The sequence below is a fragment of the Ancylobacter sp. GW821-FHT10E12 genome (assembly GCF_058809335.1).
Map to the genome: position 1 here is coordinate 37972 of NZ_JBXASN010000005.1, position 14303 is coordinate 52274.

12 protein-coding genes are annotated in these 14303 nt (G+C 69.7%); 4 read left to right on the plus strand and 8 right to left on the minus strand.

The genetic code is table 11. The features are described from left to right. Window positions 1-14: 14 nt before the first annotated feature. From pstC to AC1RU4_RS07990, 3 genes are all read right to left on the minus strand, one after another. Window positions 15-992: a phosphate ABC transporter permease subunit PstC gene (gene pstC, locus AC1RU4_RS07980; protein WP_492890529.1), complete on the minus strand. Its 978-nt coding sequence runs from the start codon at window positions 990-992 to the stop codon at window positions 15-17. A gap of 279 nt (window positions 993-1271) precedes the next feature. After that, a complete protein-coding gene (pstS, locus tag AC1RU4_RS07985; RefSeq protein ID WP_492890530.1) occupies window positions 1272-2318 on the minus strand; it encodes a phosphate ABC transporter substrate-binding protein PstS in 1047 nt (348 codons plus the stop codon). A gap of 146 nt (window positions 2319-2464) precedes the next feature. After that, complete coding sequence (locus AC1RU4_RS07990) at window positions 2465-3799, minus strand: ATP-binding protein (RefSeq protein ID WP_492890531.1); 1335 nt, start codon at window positions 3797-3799, stop codon at window positions 2465-2467. A 134-nt stretch (window positions 3800-3933) separates the two neighbouring features. On the opposite strand from AC1RU4_RS07990, the gene ppk2 reads away from it, so the two are divergent. Next, window positions 3934-4950 carry a polyphosphate kinase 2 gene (gene ppk2, locus AC1RU4_RS07995; RefSeq protein ID WP_492890532.1) on the plus strand — a complete coding sequence of 339 codons (1017 nt, stop codon included), beginning with the start codon at window positions 3934-3936 and terminating at the stop codon, window positions 4948-4950. Between the two features lie 220 nt (window positions 4951-5170). Next, window positions 5171-5818: a hypothetical protein gene (locus AC1RU4_RS08000; protein WP_492890533.1), complete on the plus strand. Its 648-nt coding sequence runs from the start codon at window positions 5171-5173 to the stop codon at window positions 5816-5818. A gap of 42 nt (window positions 5819-5860) precedes the next feature. Here AC1RU4_RS08000 and AC1RU4_RS08005 read toward each other — a convergent pair whose 3' ends face one another. The 5 genes from AC1RU4_RS08005 to AC1RU4_RS08025 all read right to left on the minus strand — a co-directional run bounded on the left by AC1RU4_RS08005 (window position 5861) and on the right by AC1RU4_RS08025 (window position 12575). Further along, window positions 5861-6994, minus strand: a complete 1134-nt coding sequence (locus AC1RU4_RS08005; protein WP_492890534.1) for a putative bifunctional lysylphosphatidylglycerol flippase/synthetase — start codon at window positions 6992-6994, stop codon at window positions 5861-5863. 365 nt (window positions 6995-7359) lie between these two features. Next, the gene (locus tag AC1RU4_RS08010) at window positions 7360-9249 is read right to left on the minus strand and encodes a potassium transporter Kup (RefSeq protein WP_492890535.1); all 1890 of its coding nucleotides are present in this window, start codon (window positions 9247-9249) and stop codon (window positions 7360-7362) included. 571 nt (window positions 9250-9820) lie between these two features. Then, window positions 9821-10672, minus strand: a complete 852-nt coding sequence (locus AC1RU4_RS08015) for an NAD-dependent epimerase/dehydratase family protein (protein WP_492890536.1) — start codon at window positions 10670-10672, stop codon at window positions 9821-9823. Beyond that, window positions 10669-11910: a tRNA epoxyqueuosine(34) reductase QueG gene (gene queG, locus AC1RU4_RS08020; protein WP_492890760.1), complete on the minus strand. Its 1242-nt coding sequence runs from the start codon at window positions 11908-11910 to the stop codon at window positions 10669-10671. Before queG ends, AC1RU4_RS08015 begins: the two co-directional genes overlap by 4 nt. Then, window positions 11886-12575 carry a glutathione S-transferase family protein gene (locus AC1RU4_RS08025; RefSeq protein WP_492890537.1) on the minus strand — a complete coding sequence of 230 codons (690 nt, stop codon included), beginning with the start codon at window positions 12573-12575 and terminating at the stop codon, window positions 11886-11888. The genes queG and AC1RU4_RS08025 overlap by 25 nt, the downstream gene beginning before the upstream one ends. Before the next feature lie 195 nt (window positions 12576-12770). Here AC1RU4_RS08025 and AC1RU4_RS08030 point away from each other — a divergent pair, with 195 nt between their 5' ends. After that, window positions 12771-13154, plus strand: coding sequence for a VOC family protein (locus AC1RU4_RS08030; RefSeq protein WP_492890538.1), 384 nt, complete (start codon window positions 12771-12773; stop codon window positions 13152-13154). 156 nt (window positions 13155-13310) lie between these two features. Next, entirely contained in the window at window positions 13311-14240 is a 930-nt protein-coding gene (locus tag AC1RU4_RS08035) for a sugar phosphate isomerase/epimerase family protein (protein WP_492890539.1), read from the plus strand. Window positions 14241-14303 lie beyond the last annotated feature (63 nt).

Genomic DNA, 14303 nt, shown 5'->3' on the forward strand with positions numbered 1-14303 from the left:
GATGATGTCCCCACTCAGCCCTTGAGCTTCGAACGAACCAGCAGGCGCGAGAGCGCCAGCACGATGAAGGAGATGACGAACAGGATGAAGCCGAGCTGGAGCAGCGCCTGCAGCTTCAGCGAGCCGATCGAGGCTTCCGGGAACTCGTTGGCGATGGTGGAGGCGATGGTGGCGCCCGGCGCGAACAGCGAGGCCGACATGCGGGTGGCGTTGCCGATGACGAAGGTGACCGCCATGGTCTCGCCCAGCGCGCGGCCGAGGCCCAGCATCACCGCGCCGACCATGGCCGTGCGGCCATAGGGCACCGAGACGTTGCGGTAGACCTCATAGGTGGTGGCGCCGACGCCATAGGCGGATTCCTTGATCATCGGCGGCACCGATTCCAGCACCTCGACGAACATCGCGGTGATGAAGGGCAGGATCATCAGCGCCAGGATCAGGCCGGCGGTGAGCATGCCGGCGCCGAGCGGCGGGCCCTGGAACAGCGCGCCGAGCACCGGGATCGGCGACAGCCATTCGATGAGCGGCGGCTGCACGTAAGCGGCGATCAGCGGCACGACGACGAAGAAGCCCCACATGCCGTAGATGATGGAGGGGATGGCGGCGAGCAGCTGCACCGCGACGCCGATCGGCCGGCGCAGCGGGCCGGGCGCGATCTCGGTGAGGAAGAAGGCGATGCCGAAGGACAGCGGCAGCGCCACGATGACGGCGATGATCGCGCTCATCATGGTGCCGAACACCATGACGCCGGCGCCGAAGCGCTCGGTCACCGGGTTCCACATCGTGGACCACAGGAAGGAGATGCCGAACTCGCGCAGCGCCGGCAGCCCGCCCTCGAACAGCATGGCGATGATGAGCCCGAGCAGCAGCAGCACGAACAGGCCGCTGGCCCAGAGCAGGCCGACGAAAACGGGATCGGAGAGCCGGCCCGCCGGCTTGCGCGCGGCGATCAGGGCCATGTTGGCCTCGGTTCCGCTGATGGAGGCAGCCATGTCGAATGTTCCTTGAGCGCTGTCGGCCGGAGGATGCGCTGAAACGGGGTCAGCCTACCACGGACGGGTGGCGGGCATGGATAGGCACGAATGACTCACGCGAGATGACTTGTGACTCACGCGAGATGACTTGGACGAGACGACTTGGACGCGGATGACGCAGGCACGATGACGGGCAGCGGAGAGACCGGCACGGCGGGCGCGGCACGCGAGCGGAAGGCGAGGGGGCGGCCGCGGCGCGCGCGGCATCCCCCTCGCCCAGAATGCGTCCGGTCGGGATCAGTTGGTCCAGACCGCCTTGCCGTCCGCCTTCACCTCGGCCTTCCAGGCATCGCGGATGGTCTTCACCACCGCGTCCGGCAGCGGGATGTAGTGCAGCTTCTCGGCGATGGCGTCGCCCTCGGCGCCGTAGGCCCAGTCGAAGAACTTGATCGCCTCGGCCGACTGCGCGGCGCTGGTCGGGTTCTTCGGCAGCAGGATGTAGGTGGCGCTGGTGATCGGCCAGGCCTTTTCGCCGGCGGTGTCGATCATCGAGGCGGCGAAGTTCTTCGCGCCCTTCCAGTCGGCGGCGGCGGCGGCGTCCATGAAGGCCTCGGTCGAGGGCTTCACGACCTTGCCGGCCTTGTTGACGAGGTTGGTGGCCGCCAGCTTGTTGGCCGCGGCATAGACGAACTCGACATAGCCGATCGCGCCCTTGGTGTTCTTCACGGTGCCGGCAACGCCCTCATTGCCCTTGGCGCCCGCACCGGCCGGCCACTGGACCGACGTCGCGGCGCCGATATTGGCCTTCCAGTCCGCGCTCGCGGCGGCGAGATAGGAGGTGTAGACGAAGGAGGTGCCCGACGCGTCCGAACGGTAGACCGGGACGATGGCGAGGTCCGGCAGGGCCACGCCCTTGTTGAGCTCGGCGATCTTCGGGTCGTTCCACTTGGTGATCTTGCCCTGGTAGATGTCGGCAAGCACCGGGCCCGAGAGGGTGAGCTGGCCGTCGCCGACGCCGTCGATGTTGACGATGGCGACCACCGAGCCGATCACGGTCGGGAACTGCAGCAGGCTGGCGGATTCGAGCTTGTCGTCCTTCATCGGCGCGTCGGAGGCGCCGAAATCGACGGTGCGGTTGACGATCTGGTTCTGACCGCCGCCCGAGCCGATGGACTGGTAGTTCAGGCCGGTGCCGGACTTGTCCTTATAGGCCGCGGCCCAGGCCTGGTAGACCGGGGCGGGGAAGGAGGCGCCGGCGCCGTTGATGTCGGCGGCGAAGGCAGCGCCGGAAAGGGCGGTGGCGAACGAGACCACGGCGACGCCGAGGAGGCGGTTGAATTTCAAGGGTCTTCTCCCAGAACTTCGGCGGTCCGCGCGGCGCGCGATCCCTGCCGGAGGCTTTGCCCAGAGGCGGTGAAAAGGGTCACACGGGACTCTTAGCGCCCCGACGCCACGGTTCTATGACTTTGCGATGACGGACAGATGACAAATCAAGCCGTTGAACGGACTTCGCTTTTCACCAGATCGGCCGGAAGCGCCGAAAGCCGCACCGAGAATGTCGACCCCTCGCCCGGAACGCTGTCTATGCCGAGGCGGCCGCGATGGCGGGCGACGATGTGCTTGACGATGGCGAGGCCCAGCCCGGTACCGCCCTGCTCGCGCGAATGGGCGGTATCGACCCGGTAGAAACGCTCGGTGAGCCGCGGCACATGCTCGGGGGCGATGCCCGGCCCGTGATCGCGCACCGCCACCACCGCGTCGCCGCCCTCCCGCGCCAGGGTGATCTCCACCCGCCCGCCGGAGCCGCCATATTTCAGCGCGTTCTCCACCAGGTTCTCGAACAGGCGGATCAGCTCGTCGCGGTCGCCCTGCACGGTCACCGGCTGGTCGGGATGGGTGAAGGCGATCTCCACCTGCCGGTCGGCGCCGAGCGGGGCGAGCGCCTCGCGCACATGGCCGACCACGGCGACGAGATCGACCCGCGCCTGCGGCCGCATATGGGCGTTGAGCTCGATGCGCGAGAGCGACAGCAGGTCGTCGATGAGCCGCGACATGCGGCGCGCCTGCTCGGCCATGATCTTGAGGAAGCGCTCGCGGGCATTGGCGTCGTTGCGGGCCGGGCCCTGCAGCGTCTCGATGAAGCCGGAGAGCGAGGCCAGCGGGGTGCGCAGCTCGTGGCTGGCATTGGCGATGAAGTCGACCCGCATCTGCTCGACCCGCCGCTGCGGCGTGAGGTCGACGAAGCTCAGCAGCAGCGCTTCCACCGCGGCGCGGCCGGTCCCCGAGCCGGTGGCCGGCGTGCCGGCCACCGGCACGATGTCGGCCCGCAGCCAGCGGTCCACCGGCACCCGCTGGGCGAATTCGACGCGGCGCGCCTGGCCGTCGGCGCTGGCGGCGCGGATCGCCTCCAGCACTTCCGGCACCCGCACCGCGAAGGAGACCGGATCGCCGACCCGCACGCTGGCGAGCATGCCGGAGGCGCGGGAATTGGCCGCGCGCACGGTGCCACGATGGTCGAGCAGCAGCGCCGCCTCGGGCAGCGCGCCGACCAGCGCCGCCAGCCGGTCCGCCGAGGGATTGGACGGCGGCTCGCGGAAGCGCACGAGCGCGGCGGGCACCGGCAGGCGGCGCAGGCGCTTGCCGACCGGCAGCGCGGCGGCGACGAGCATGACGAGGCCGATGAGCACCGCCGGTCCGGCCGCGATCTCCTCCCGCGCCACCGCGATGACGAGGCCGAGCCCGGCGGCGAGCAGAATCCAGCGCGCGGCGGCCAGGCGCTCGCCGAGCGTCTCGCGCGCAAACAGGCCGGATTCGTCGATGTCCATGGCGGAATCCTCCCAGGAGCGCCCTATCTTCGCTATAAAGTCCTCCGCTTCGCGGCGCGGACCCGCAAGGGTTCGGCCGGCAGGCAAGGGAACGACTCACCGCTCTCCTTATGGTCTCATCGAGAGGCTTCCATATGACGAAGAAGCCGAACCGCCCCGCGGTCAAGCCCGCCGCCGCCAAAACCGCCGACAACGACGCGCTCGCGGCGGCGCCGGATCCGAAAAAGCCCGACCCGAAAAAGCCGGGCCGGAAAGAGACGGCGAACGACAAGCCCGCCAAGGACAAGGCGGACGACCTCGCCGAGGCGCTGGCCGGCTTCTCGCTGGAGGCGGCGGCGCTGCCGGCGATCGTCGCCGAGCGGGCCTATCGCAGCGGCAACTATCCCTATGCCGACCGGCCGAAGCGCAAGCACTACGAGAAGGAACTGCACGCGCTGCAGATCGAGCTGCTGAAGATGCAGAACTGGGTGGTGCAGACCGGCGAGCGCATCGTCGTCGTGTTCGAGGGCCGCGACGCCGCCGGCAAGGGCGGCACCATCCACCGGCTGATCCAGCATCTCAATCCGCGCTTCGTGCGGGTGGTGGCGCTGACCAAGCCGACCGAGGCGGAGGCCGGCCAGTGGTATTTCCAGCGCTACATCGCCAACCTGCCGCGCCGGGGCGAGATCGCACTGTTCGACCGCTCCTGGTACAACCGCGCCGTGGTCGAGCCGGTGATGGGCTTCTGCTCGCCGCAGGAGACCGCGCATTTCCTCGAACAGGCGCCGGTCTTCGAGAAGATGCTGGCCGATGACGGCATCCGCCTGTCGAAGATCTGGCTCGATATCGGCCGCGAGATGCAGCTCAAGCGGTTGTTCGACCGCAAGAAGGACCCGCTGAAGCACTGGAAGCTGTCGCCGGTCGACCTCGCGGCGCCGGCGCGCTGGGGGGCGATCTCGGCGGCGCGCGACGCCATGATCGCCGCCACCGACACCCCGGCGGCGCCATGGACCGCGGTGCTCGCCAACGACAAGATGCGGGCGCGGCTGGGGGTGATTCGCCAGATCCTGGCGCAACTGCCCTATGCCGGCCGCGACGACCGGGTGGTCGGCGTGCCCGACCCGCAAATCGTGCTCGGCGGCCGCAATTTTCTACACCGGGCCGACGGCTGAGCCCCGCTGCCGCCCAGATTGCCTGCCAATCTTCCTTACCGTAAAAGCATGCCGCCGCGTCGGCCCCGGATCGCGCAGATTCGACGGGGCCGGGGCGATGGGGCGGTGCCGGGCCGCCCGATCGCCCGGCGGCCGCCGACCCGACCCGACGGCCGTCCTGCCGTGGAGATCTTGTAGAAAAGGCCATAGCGATAGCTCCGCCATGACGTTGACCCGGCCAATGCGATGCCTTCTGACCTCAGGCCTGCTCGGGCTGTGCGCCGCCGCCACCGGACCGGCGCTGGCCGAATCGGCCATGGCCGATTCGGCGATGGCCCAGCCGACCGCCGCCCAGATGCCGCCGCACCCGTCCATCGACTTCGCGATGCGCGGGCGCACCCTCCCCGAGGGCGGCGACGTGCGGATCGCCCATCGCCAGGGGCGGTTGCGCATCGATGTCGCGCTGGCGGAAATGCCGACGACGCTGACCGGCTTCATCGACCTGAAGGCGCACAAGATGGCGGTGCTCTCCAGCCTGCCCGGCCTCGGCCGGGTGGCGGTGGAGATGAACGTGCCGCCGGAATATATCGCGATCAACATGCCGGCCGACAGCCAGCGCACCGGCACCGACATCGTCATAGGCGAGGTCTGCGAGACCTGGGAAGGTGCCGACCCGGCCACGGCGGCGCCGATCGAGGCCTGCATCACCCTCGACGGCGTGCCGCTGCGCTCGCTGAGCTACACCGATTCCGGCAAGAAGGTGATGTTCGAGGCGGTGGAGATCTCCCGCGCGCCGCTGCCCCCGGAGGCGGTGATGCTGCCCAAGGGGGTGAGGGTCACCCGCCTGCCGCTCGCCATCGAAGGCATGATGCCGAGCCTGACGCGCTGACAAGGCGCGGTTCGGGGCTTCGGGCGGCCCGGCAGCAAGGGATCAGCTCGCCGCCCGGCGCGGCGCATCGGTTTCCGGCACCGTATCGGCCGTATCGGCTTCGGCCTCGCGTGCGGCGAAGGAGGCCTCCGCGAACACCGGCTGCACGTCGTCGAGACGGGCGGGGACGGCGGCGGCGGCCAGCGCGCTCTCCAGCGAGACGCGCCGGCGGCGGCGGCCGACCATGAGCTCGCGCACCCCCAGCATGACCAGCGCGATGGCGAAGGGCGTCACGTAATAGAGCAGGCGCAGCAGCAGCAGCGCCCCGAGCAGCGGCTCCTTCTCGAACTGCGGCAGGGCGACCAGCATCGCCGCGTCGAACACGCCGAGCCCGCCGGGCGCGTGGCTGGCAAAGCCGAGCAGCGTCGCCGAGATGAAGACGACGCCGAGCGCGATCGGGTCGATGAACGGCGCCTGCGGCATCAGCACATACATCGCCGCGGCGCAGAAGGTGAGGTCGATTATGCCGATGCCGATCTGCAGCAGGGTCAGCTTCGATCCGGGCAGCGTCACCTGCCAGTGGCCCTTGCCGACGCCGATGCGGCGCGGCTTCAGCCCGACCCACACCACATAGCCCGCGAGCGCCGCCAGCAGGCCGAGGCCGATCAGCCGGTTGATCCAGGCGGGCAGCTGGTCGACCGCGCCCGCCGCCCACGGCTCGACGGTGATGCCGAGGCCGAGAATGGCCATGTTGCCGAGCCAGAAGGTGAGGCCAGTGATGAAGCACAGCTTGGCGACATCCACCGCCCCCAGCCCGTGCGCCGAATAGATGCGGTAGCGCACCGTGCCGCCGGTGAAGGCGGAGAAGCCGATATTGTGGCCGATGGAATAGGAGGTGAAGGAGGCCAGCGCCGCCGTGCGGTAGGGCACATGGGTCTTGCCGATGGTGCGCAGGGCGAACCAGTCGTAGAAGGTGAGGGTGGAATAGGCGCCGGCGACGAACAGCGCCGCAAGCCCGACCCGCCAGGGCGAGGTATCGGTGAGCGCGTCCAGCACCTCGCCGGGGTGGATGTTGCGCAGCATCTCGTAGAGCACGGTCGCCGCGATGGCGATGATGACGAGACTGGCCAGGACCCCGAGGCCGTGCCAGCCGACGCGCTCGCGCAGGAATCTCGCTATCGCGCCCAGCTTGTTCATTGCGCTCCCATCGACGTTTCCGTCATTCTTGCCCGCAACCCCTGCCCGCCACCTTTGCCTCGTCACGTTCCGCTTCCAAAGGCGACGGATCCCAGCCCTAGCAGACCTTCGGCGCCGGCGGAACCACCCGGAATGCCGCGGCACCGCGCGAGGAGCGCGCTTGTCCGCCCAGAACGCGGCAGAGCCGTGACGGGCGAATGACGGTCGCGCGTCCGTGATGAAGAGGGGCGAACGGGAGAGCCCCGCCGCCCCCTGCGGCAGGCCTGGCGGCGCTTGAGCGGGCTTGCGAGCGGCGCATGCCACAACCCGTTGGAATCGGCTCGCTTTCCTGTCGGGGAGGCGATTCCGCCCGACCAGAACGGCTCCTATAGCCGCACCGGGTAGCCGATCTCGATGGTGCGCGGGCGCGGCAGGCCGAAACGGTCGACCGAGCGCTCGGCATTGCGGGCGAGGAAGGCGAAGACATGGGCGAGTGCATCGCGAATGCCGCCGATCTCGTCCGGCGGCATGATGCGCTCATGGCCGATGACATAGACCGCCTCGTCGGGATCGATGCCCAGCGAATAGAGCGCCGGGCCGAGGACCGAGGGCACGTCGATCTGCTGCATGTAGCCAAAGCGCACGTCGACCCTGACATGGCCGGCATCGAGCACGGTGACGCGCACCCGCTCGTCCACCGCCACCCGCGGGCGGGAGGCGATCCACACCGAGGCGATGACCGATTTGGTGAACTGCACGTTGAGCAGGTCGGAGAGCCGGCCCAGCGCCACCGGGGTCAGCGCGCCACCGCGCGACAGGAAGATGGCGGTGCGTGGGCTGGTGGCGCAGCCGGCCGGCTTGGCGCGGGCGATGAACTCCTCGAGCGGCGGGGCGAAGCGCTTCTGCTGGATCCCGAGCCCCTCCAGCCCGCGCCGCCAGCTCACCATCACCACCAGCACCACGGCGGCAATGGCGACCGGCAGCCAGCCGCCGTCATGCAGCTTGGTGAGGTTGGCGGCGGCGAAGGAGAGATCGACCACCAGCAGCCCGGCGGCCAGCGCCGCGAGCGCCGGCCAGGGCAGGCGGCCGAGCCGCTTCACATAGGCGACGAACAGGATGGTGGTGGAGATCATCGCCATCGCCACCGCGATGCCATAGGCGGAGGCGAGGCGGTCCGAGGAGCCGAAGGAGATCACCACCGCGATGCAGGCCACCAGCAGCAGCCAGTTGAGCCGGCCGATATAGATGTGCTGGTCGTTGTGCTCGCTGGTATAGCGGATGCGCATCGGCGGCAGGTAGCCGAGCTCGATGGCCTGCTTGGCCAGCGAGAACACGCCGGTGATGATCGCCTGCGAGGCGATGACGGTCGCCGCCGCGGCGAGGATCAGCAGCGGCACGTCCATGAAATCGGGCGACAGGTCGTAGAAGGGATTGCGCACCGCCGCCGGATTGACCAGCACGGTGGCGCCCTGGCCGTAATAGTTCAGCAGCAGCGACGGCATGGCGACGAACAGCCAGGCGCGGGTGATGACCGGCCGGCCGAAATGGCCGAGATCGGCATAGAGCGCCTCGCCGCCGGTAATGGCGAGGAAGGTGGCACCGAGCACCGCGCCGGACAGCCAGATGTGGTCGGCGATGAGGGCGATGCCGTAGCGCGGGTCGACGGCGGCCAGCACGCCGGGCGCCTGGATGATGCCGTGGAGGCCGATGAGGCCGAGGGTCAGGAACCACACCAGCATGATCGGCCCGTAAAGGGCGCCGATGCGGTCGGTGCCGGCGCGCTGCGACACGAAGACGGCGATGATCACCAGCACGGTGACGGCGACGATCCAGTGGTCGAGCGCCGGCGCCACCACTTCCAGGCCCTCGATGGCGGAGAGCACCGAGATGGCGGGGGTCAGCACGCCGTCGCCGATCAGCATGGCGCCGCCGACCAGCCCGGCGATCAGCAGCCACAGCCGGCCGCCGGTGGCGCTGCGGTGCAGGTCGAGCAGGGTGACGAGCGCGAGGATGCCGCCTTCGCCGTCATTGTCGGCCCGCAGCACCAGCAGCACATATTTGATGGTGACCGAGAGGATGATCGCCCAGGTGACCAGCGACAGCAGGCCCAGCACCTCGCCCTGGGTCGGCACCGCCCCGCCCACGGCGATGAGGCCCTGCTTGAAGGCGTAGAGCGGGCTGGTGCCGATATCGCCGAACACCACGCCGAGCGCCGCGATCTCCGCGGCGAAGGGAATCGCGCGGGCGGGTCGTGACGGAGAAGAAGATCGGGCCATGACGCCTCGTTACGTCCCTAGCGCGCCGCGCGCAGCCGGCGCTGCCCGCCGGTCAACCCGATGCAGACGCACTTCACGAAACTGGCCATGGGCATGATCGACGCCGACGATGAGGAGACAGTAGCGCCCCGCAGCAATAGCGCGCCGCGCCGCCGGCGCCAAGCGGAGTTTCCCGAGGGGCCGTCTGGCCGCGGGCGGAGGACGGCGCGGAGGACGGAATGAGGGAGGAGAGCATGGGGGGCGGATAAACTCTCCTCCCTCGACCATCCGTCGGAGCGACCCGAAGGCTTGCGGGGGCCTTCGGACTCTCGGCGGCGGGTACAAGAATCCAACCGTATTTCCGAGTTTCCGATCGAAGACCGTGTCAGTCGACTCAGTCAGCCCGATAGATAACATATAAATGGCCGTCATCCGATTGTCAGGATGCTTTTAGCCGCCTCCGACAACATTATCGACGAAGTGATCAAGGCATTTCGATTTTAAGTATATATTACTCATTCTATCCGGGTACCGCCCTCTAGTGGCAAATGGCCTCGCCGGCAACGGCCGGCATATGCCCGGCGGCTCCGGCTCAGCTTCGGCCCTCGCCCTCGGCGAACAGCGCGTCGAGGCCCTCGCGATAGCTCGGATAGGCAAGACGGATGCCGAGATCGCCCTTGAGCCGGGCATTGTCGACCCGCCGGTTATCGGCCCAGAAGGTCAGCGCCATCGCCGACATGGAAGCCTTCGCCGTCTCGAACGGCACCGCCGCCGGCTCCGGGCGCCCGAGCAGGCGCGCCGCATGGCGCACCGGCGCGCAGGAGGGCGAGGGCTCGTCGTCGACCACGTTCACCGCGCCGTCGAAGCCGCCCCTGAAGGCGGCGTCGATCGCGCGGGCGATGTCGTCGACATGGATGCGGTTGAACACCTGGCCGGGACGCTCGACGCAGCGGGCGCTGCCGTCGGCGACGTCGACGAGGGCGTTGCGGCCGGGTCCGTAGATGCCGCCGAGCCGCAGCACCGCCACCGGCCGGCCGATGCGGGCGCCGAGCGCCTGCCAGCCGGCTTCCGCCTCGATGCGCCGGCGGCCGCGCGGCTGGGTGGTGTCGAGCGGCGCGGTTTCGTCGACCCAGGCGCCGGCGCTATCGCCATAGACGCCGATGGTGGAGAGATAGACGACCGGCCCGCCCCCGCGCTCCAGCGCCCCGGCGAGCGGCGGCAGGAACGGGTCGCCCGCCTCCCCCGGCGCGGCGCTGACCAGCACCGAGGCCGCGCCGGCCGCCGCCTCGGCGAGCAGCGGCGAATCCGGGGCGACGAGCGTCACCGGGCCGTCCGCGCCCTCCCACGTGCGGGAGGTGCCGAGGATGCGGTCGAAACGCGCGGCATACCGGTTGGCGTAGCGACGGGCGCAGAATCCGTAGCCGAGGCAGATCAGCGTCGTCACGCGGCGCGCTCCAGCGAGGGATCCCATTCGGCCCGCACGGCATCGTCGGGCTCGGTCGGCAGGTGGCGGGCGGCGAGCCCGGCGAACGCTTCCCCCGGCAACAGCCGCGCCAGCGCCCATACCGCGGCGCCGCGGATCAGCGGATGCGGATCGGCGAGCAGGCGCTCCGCCTCGGCGGCCAGCGCCGGATCGGCGGAATTGCCGATGGCGACCAGCACGTTGCGCAGGAAGCGCACCCGGCCGGTGCGCTTGATCGGGCTCCTGGAGAAGCGCAGGCGGAACTGCGCGTCATCGAGCCGGGCGAGCTCGGCGAGCTCCGGGGCACGGTTCTCGTCGCGGGCGGCAAGCCGTGCCTCGCGTCCCAGCATCGCGAACTTGTTCCACGGGCAGGCGGCGAGGCAGTCGTCGCAGCCATAGATGCGGTTGCCGATCAGCGGGCGCAGCTCGCGCGGGATCGGTCCCCGGTGCTCGATGGTGAGATAGGAGACGCAGCGGCGCGCGTCGATCTGGTAGGGCGCGGGGAAGGCATCGGTCGGGCAGGCGTCGAGGCAGGCGCGGCAGGAGCCGCAATGGTCGCGCTCCGGCGCGTCGGGCGGCAGGTCCAGGTTGGTGGCGATGGCGCCGAGCAGCAGCCAGGAGCCGCGCTGGCGCGAGACCAGATTGGTGTGCTTGCCCTGCCAGCCCAGCCCGGCGGCCTCGGCCAGCGGCTTCTCCATCAGCGGCGCGGTGTCGACGAACACCTTCACCTCGACCCGCCCCGGACCGCCGGCGCGCGGCACGAAGCGCGAGGCGATGCGCTTGAGCTTGCCCTTGACCAGCTCGTGGTAGTCGTCGCCGCGCGCATAGACCGAGATGGCGCCGCGCGAGCGTTCCGCGAGCGCGGCGCGGGGATCCTCGTCCGGCCCGTAATTGAGGCCCAGCATCAGCACGGAGCGCGCCTGCGGCCACATCGCGCGCGGCGCGGCGCGGCGCACCGCGGTCTCGGCCATCCAGTCCATGTCGCCCTGGGCGCCGGAGGCCAGCCATTGCGCGAGGCGCGGGGCGGCGTGCGGGATGGCATCGGCGGCGCAGATGCCGGCGGCGTCGAAGCCCTCGGCGCGGGCGAGGTCGAGAAGCAGCGACCTGGCGGCGAGAAGATCGGCCGCGAGGGGATCGGCGGCCAGGGGATCGGCGGCGCCAGCCTCGGCGACGCCAGCCTCGGCGGCGTCCGGGGTCAGAAGTCCAGATCCGCGTAGCAGGCCGAGGGCGGCATGCCCGCCATGGTCAGGGCGAGCAGCGGCCGGAACGCCGGGCGCGACTTGATGCGCGCGTACCAGATCTTCGCCGTCTCGTCCTCGTTCCACGGCACGTCGCCCAGATAGTCGACGCAGGAAATATGCGCGGCGGCGGCGAGGTCGGCATAGGTGAGCTGCTCGCCGGCCAGCCAGTTCCGCGTCTTGAGGAGCCAACCGATATAGTGGAGATGATAGCGGATATTCGAGCGCGCGGCGCGGATGGTCGACATTTCCGGCGGCCCGCCGCCGGCCTCGCGCGGCATGTAGCGCTTGTAGACCTTCTCGCGCACCAGCGGCTCGGAGACCTCGGCGTAGAACTTCTCGTTGAACCAGGCCATCAGCCGGCGCACCTCGATGCGCCCCTCGCGGTCGGCGAGCAGCAGGCGGCGGTCGCCCATCATGTGGCCGTAGGTCTCGTCGAGATATTCGGCGACCACGACGCCGCCCGGCACCACCAGCCCGTCATCCTCCACCAGCACCGGCGTCTGGCCGGCGGGGTCGAGCATCAGGTAGCCGGGACGCCGCTCCCAGACCCGTTCCTCGATGAGCTCGGGCTCCATCCCCATCTCGCCGGAGGCGAGGCGGATCATGCGCGAAAACGGGCAGAAGGGATGATGATAGAGCTGCATTGTCCGGGATGCGCCGCGCGGCCGTTCAAACACGCCGCCTGCTGATCGGTCTAGAAGGGTTCGGGCGACATCGCAAGCGATCACGGCGCCAAGATGGCGCGCCCGTGCCCGGTACCGAAGCGACCCTGTCACGTTTTTCGCGTTATCGTATCCGCGAGGTTAACGCCGCGCCGAACGCCACAAGGAGACGCCGACATGACCGACGCTGCGACACATGGTATTGTCGTATGGAACGAGCTCAACAGCCCGGATCCCGAGGCCGCCAAGGCCTTTTACGGGAAGCTGATGGGATGGAGCTTCGAGCCGCTGCCGATGGAGGGCGGCGACTACTGGACCATCAAGAAGGGCGACAAGGAGATCGGCGGCCTGTTCCCGCTGGCCGGACCGGAATTCGAGGGCATGCCCGCCCATTGGCTCACCTATATCGCCGTCGACGACGTCGACACCCGGCTGAAGCAGGCCGAGGCGGCCGGCGGCACGGTGGTGCGGCCGGGCTTCGACGTGCCGGGCATCGGGCGCATCGCCATCCTCAGGGATGCCGAAGGCGCCTATATGGGCTGGATCACGCCGGCGATGTGAGGGACGAAACCCTCCTAAGCTATTGGTAACGCAACGGTAGTTCGGCCTTGATTAGGTCGGGCGCCCATTTCGTGCAAGGCTGCTGCAGTGCGTCAAACCGCTGCTGCGCCGCTTCCATCCGCCCAGCGGATATCCACGAGAAGGACACCCCGAACGATGCAGATGCCCCTTCCGGCCTCCCCCATCCGCGCCTGCGGCTATTCCCTCCGCGAAGGCAGCCCCGAATTCGACGATCTCGGCTCCGCGCTCGACGAGGCGGAGGCGCTCGGTGCCGATATGGTGGAACTGCCGGCCTATGCCTGGCATTTGATCGTCGGCGGGCGGGTGCTGGCGGGGCGTCTCGCCGACCTGAAGGGCGCCCTTGCCGGCCGCCGGCTGGGCTACAGCGTGCATGGCCCGCTCGCCATCAACCTGATGGACCTGCCGGAGCGGCTGCCGCGCCACGAGGCGGTGCTGGCCGCCTCGATCGACATTGCCGGGGCGATCGGCGCCGCCCATCTGGTGGTGCACACGGGAATGGTGCGCGATCCTGCCGACGACATCGAGGTCGCCTATTCCCGCCAGCGCGACGCGCTGGCCCGCGCCGGCGACCGCGCGGCGGCGGCCGGCGTCACGCTCTGCGTGGAGAACGTGTTCCGCTTCGGCGGCGTGCGCGAGACCGCGAGCCCGCTGAAGCTCGCCGGCGAGCTCGCCGCCATCGACCACAAGGCGGTGAAGGCGACGCTCGACGTCAGCCACGCCTTCATCCGCTGCGCCGAGAACCGGCTCGACCCCTTCGCCGAGATCGCGGCGCTGGCGCCGCATGCGCGCCACCTGCACCTGCACGATTCCTTCGGCCGGCCCAAGGAATTGTGGACCTTCGACCCCGCCGAGGCGGCGGCCTTCGGCGACGGCGACCTGCATCTGCCGATCGGCTGGGGCGCCATCGACTGGCAGGGCGTGGTCGCGGCGGCGCCGCTGGCCGCCGGCGCGGTGGCGATCCTCGAGCTGAACCCGCGGCACTGGCGGGAAATCGCCGCGCAGGTGCCGGCGGTGAAGGCGCTCGCGTCCCGATTCCTCGTCGCAGCCGAGCCGGCCATGGTTTAACGGACTCCGGCTGTCGTTTAACGGGACGAGTCTTCTTGCAGCCGAAGAACGCCGCCCCTATAT

Bases quoted from the DNA above. Each gene is read 5' to 3' on its own strand.
- ppk2 (WP_492890532.1), top strand. From the start codon at position 3,934: ATGACGAAGAAGCCGAACCGCCCCGCGGTCAAGCCCGCCGCCGCCAAA.
- AC1RU4_RS08000 (WP_492890533.1), top strand. From the start codon at position 5,171: ATGCGATGCCTTCTGACCTCAGGCCTGCTCGGGCTGTGCGCCGCCGCC.
- AC1RU4_RS08010 (WP_492890535.1), bottom strand. From the start codon at position 9,249: ATGGCCCGATCTTCTTCTCCGTCACGACCCGCCCGCGCGATTCCCTTC.
- AC1RU4_RS08030 (WP_492890538.1), top strand. From the start codon at position 12,771: ATGACCGACGCTGCGACACATGGTATTGTCGTATGGAACGAGCTCAAC.
- AC1RU4_RS07990 (WP_492890531.1), bottom strand. From the start codon at position 3,799: ATGGACATCGACGAATCCGGCCTGTTTGCGCGCGAGACGCTCGGCGAG.
- AC1RU4_RS08025 (WP_492890537.1), bottom strand. From the start codon at position 12,575: ATGCAGCTCTATCATCATCCCTTCTGCCCGTTTTCGCGCATGATCCGC.
- AC1RU4_RS08005 (WP_492890534.1), bottom strand. From the start codon at position 6,994: ATGAACAAGCTGGGCGCGATAGCGAGATTCCTGCGCGAGCGCGTCGGC.
- pstC (WP_492890529.1), bottom strand. From the start codon at position 992: ATGGCTGCCTCCATCAGCGGAACCGAGGCCAACATGGCCCTGATCGCC.
- AC1RU4_RS08035 (WP_492890539.1), top strand. From the start codon at position 13,311: ATGCAGATGCCCCTTCCGGCCTCCCCCATCCGCGCCTGCGGCTATTCC.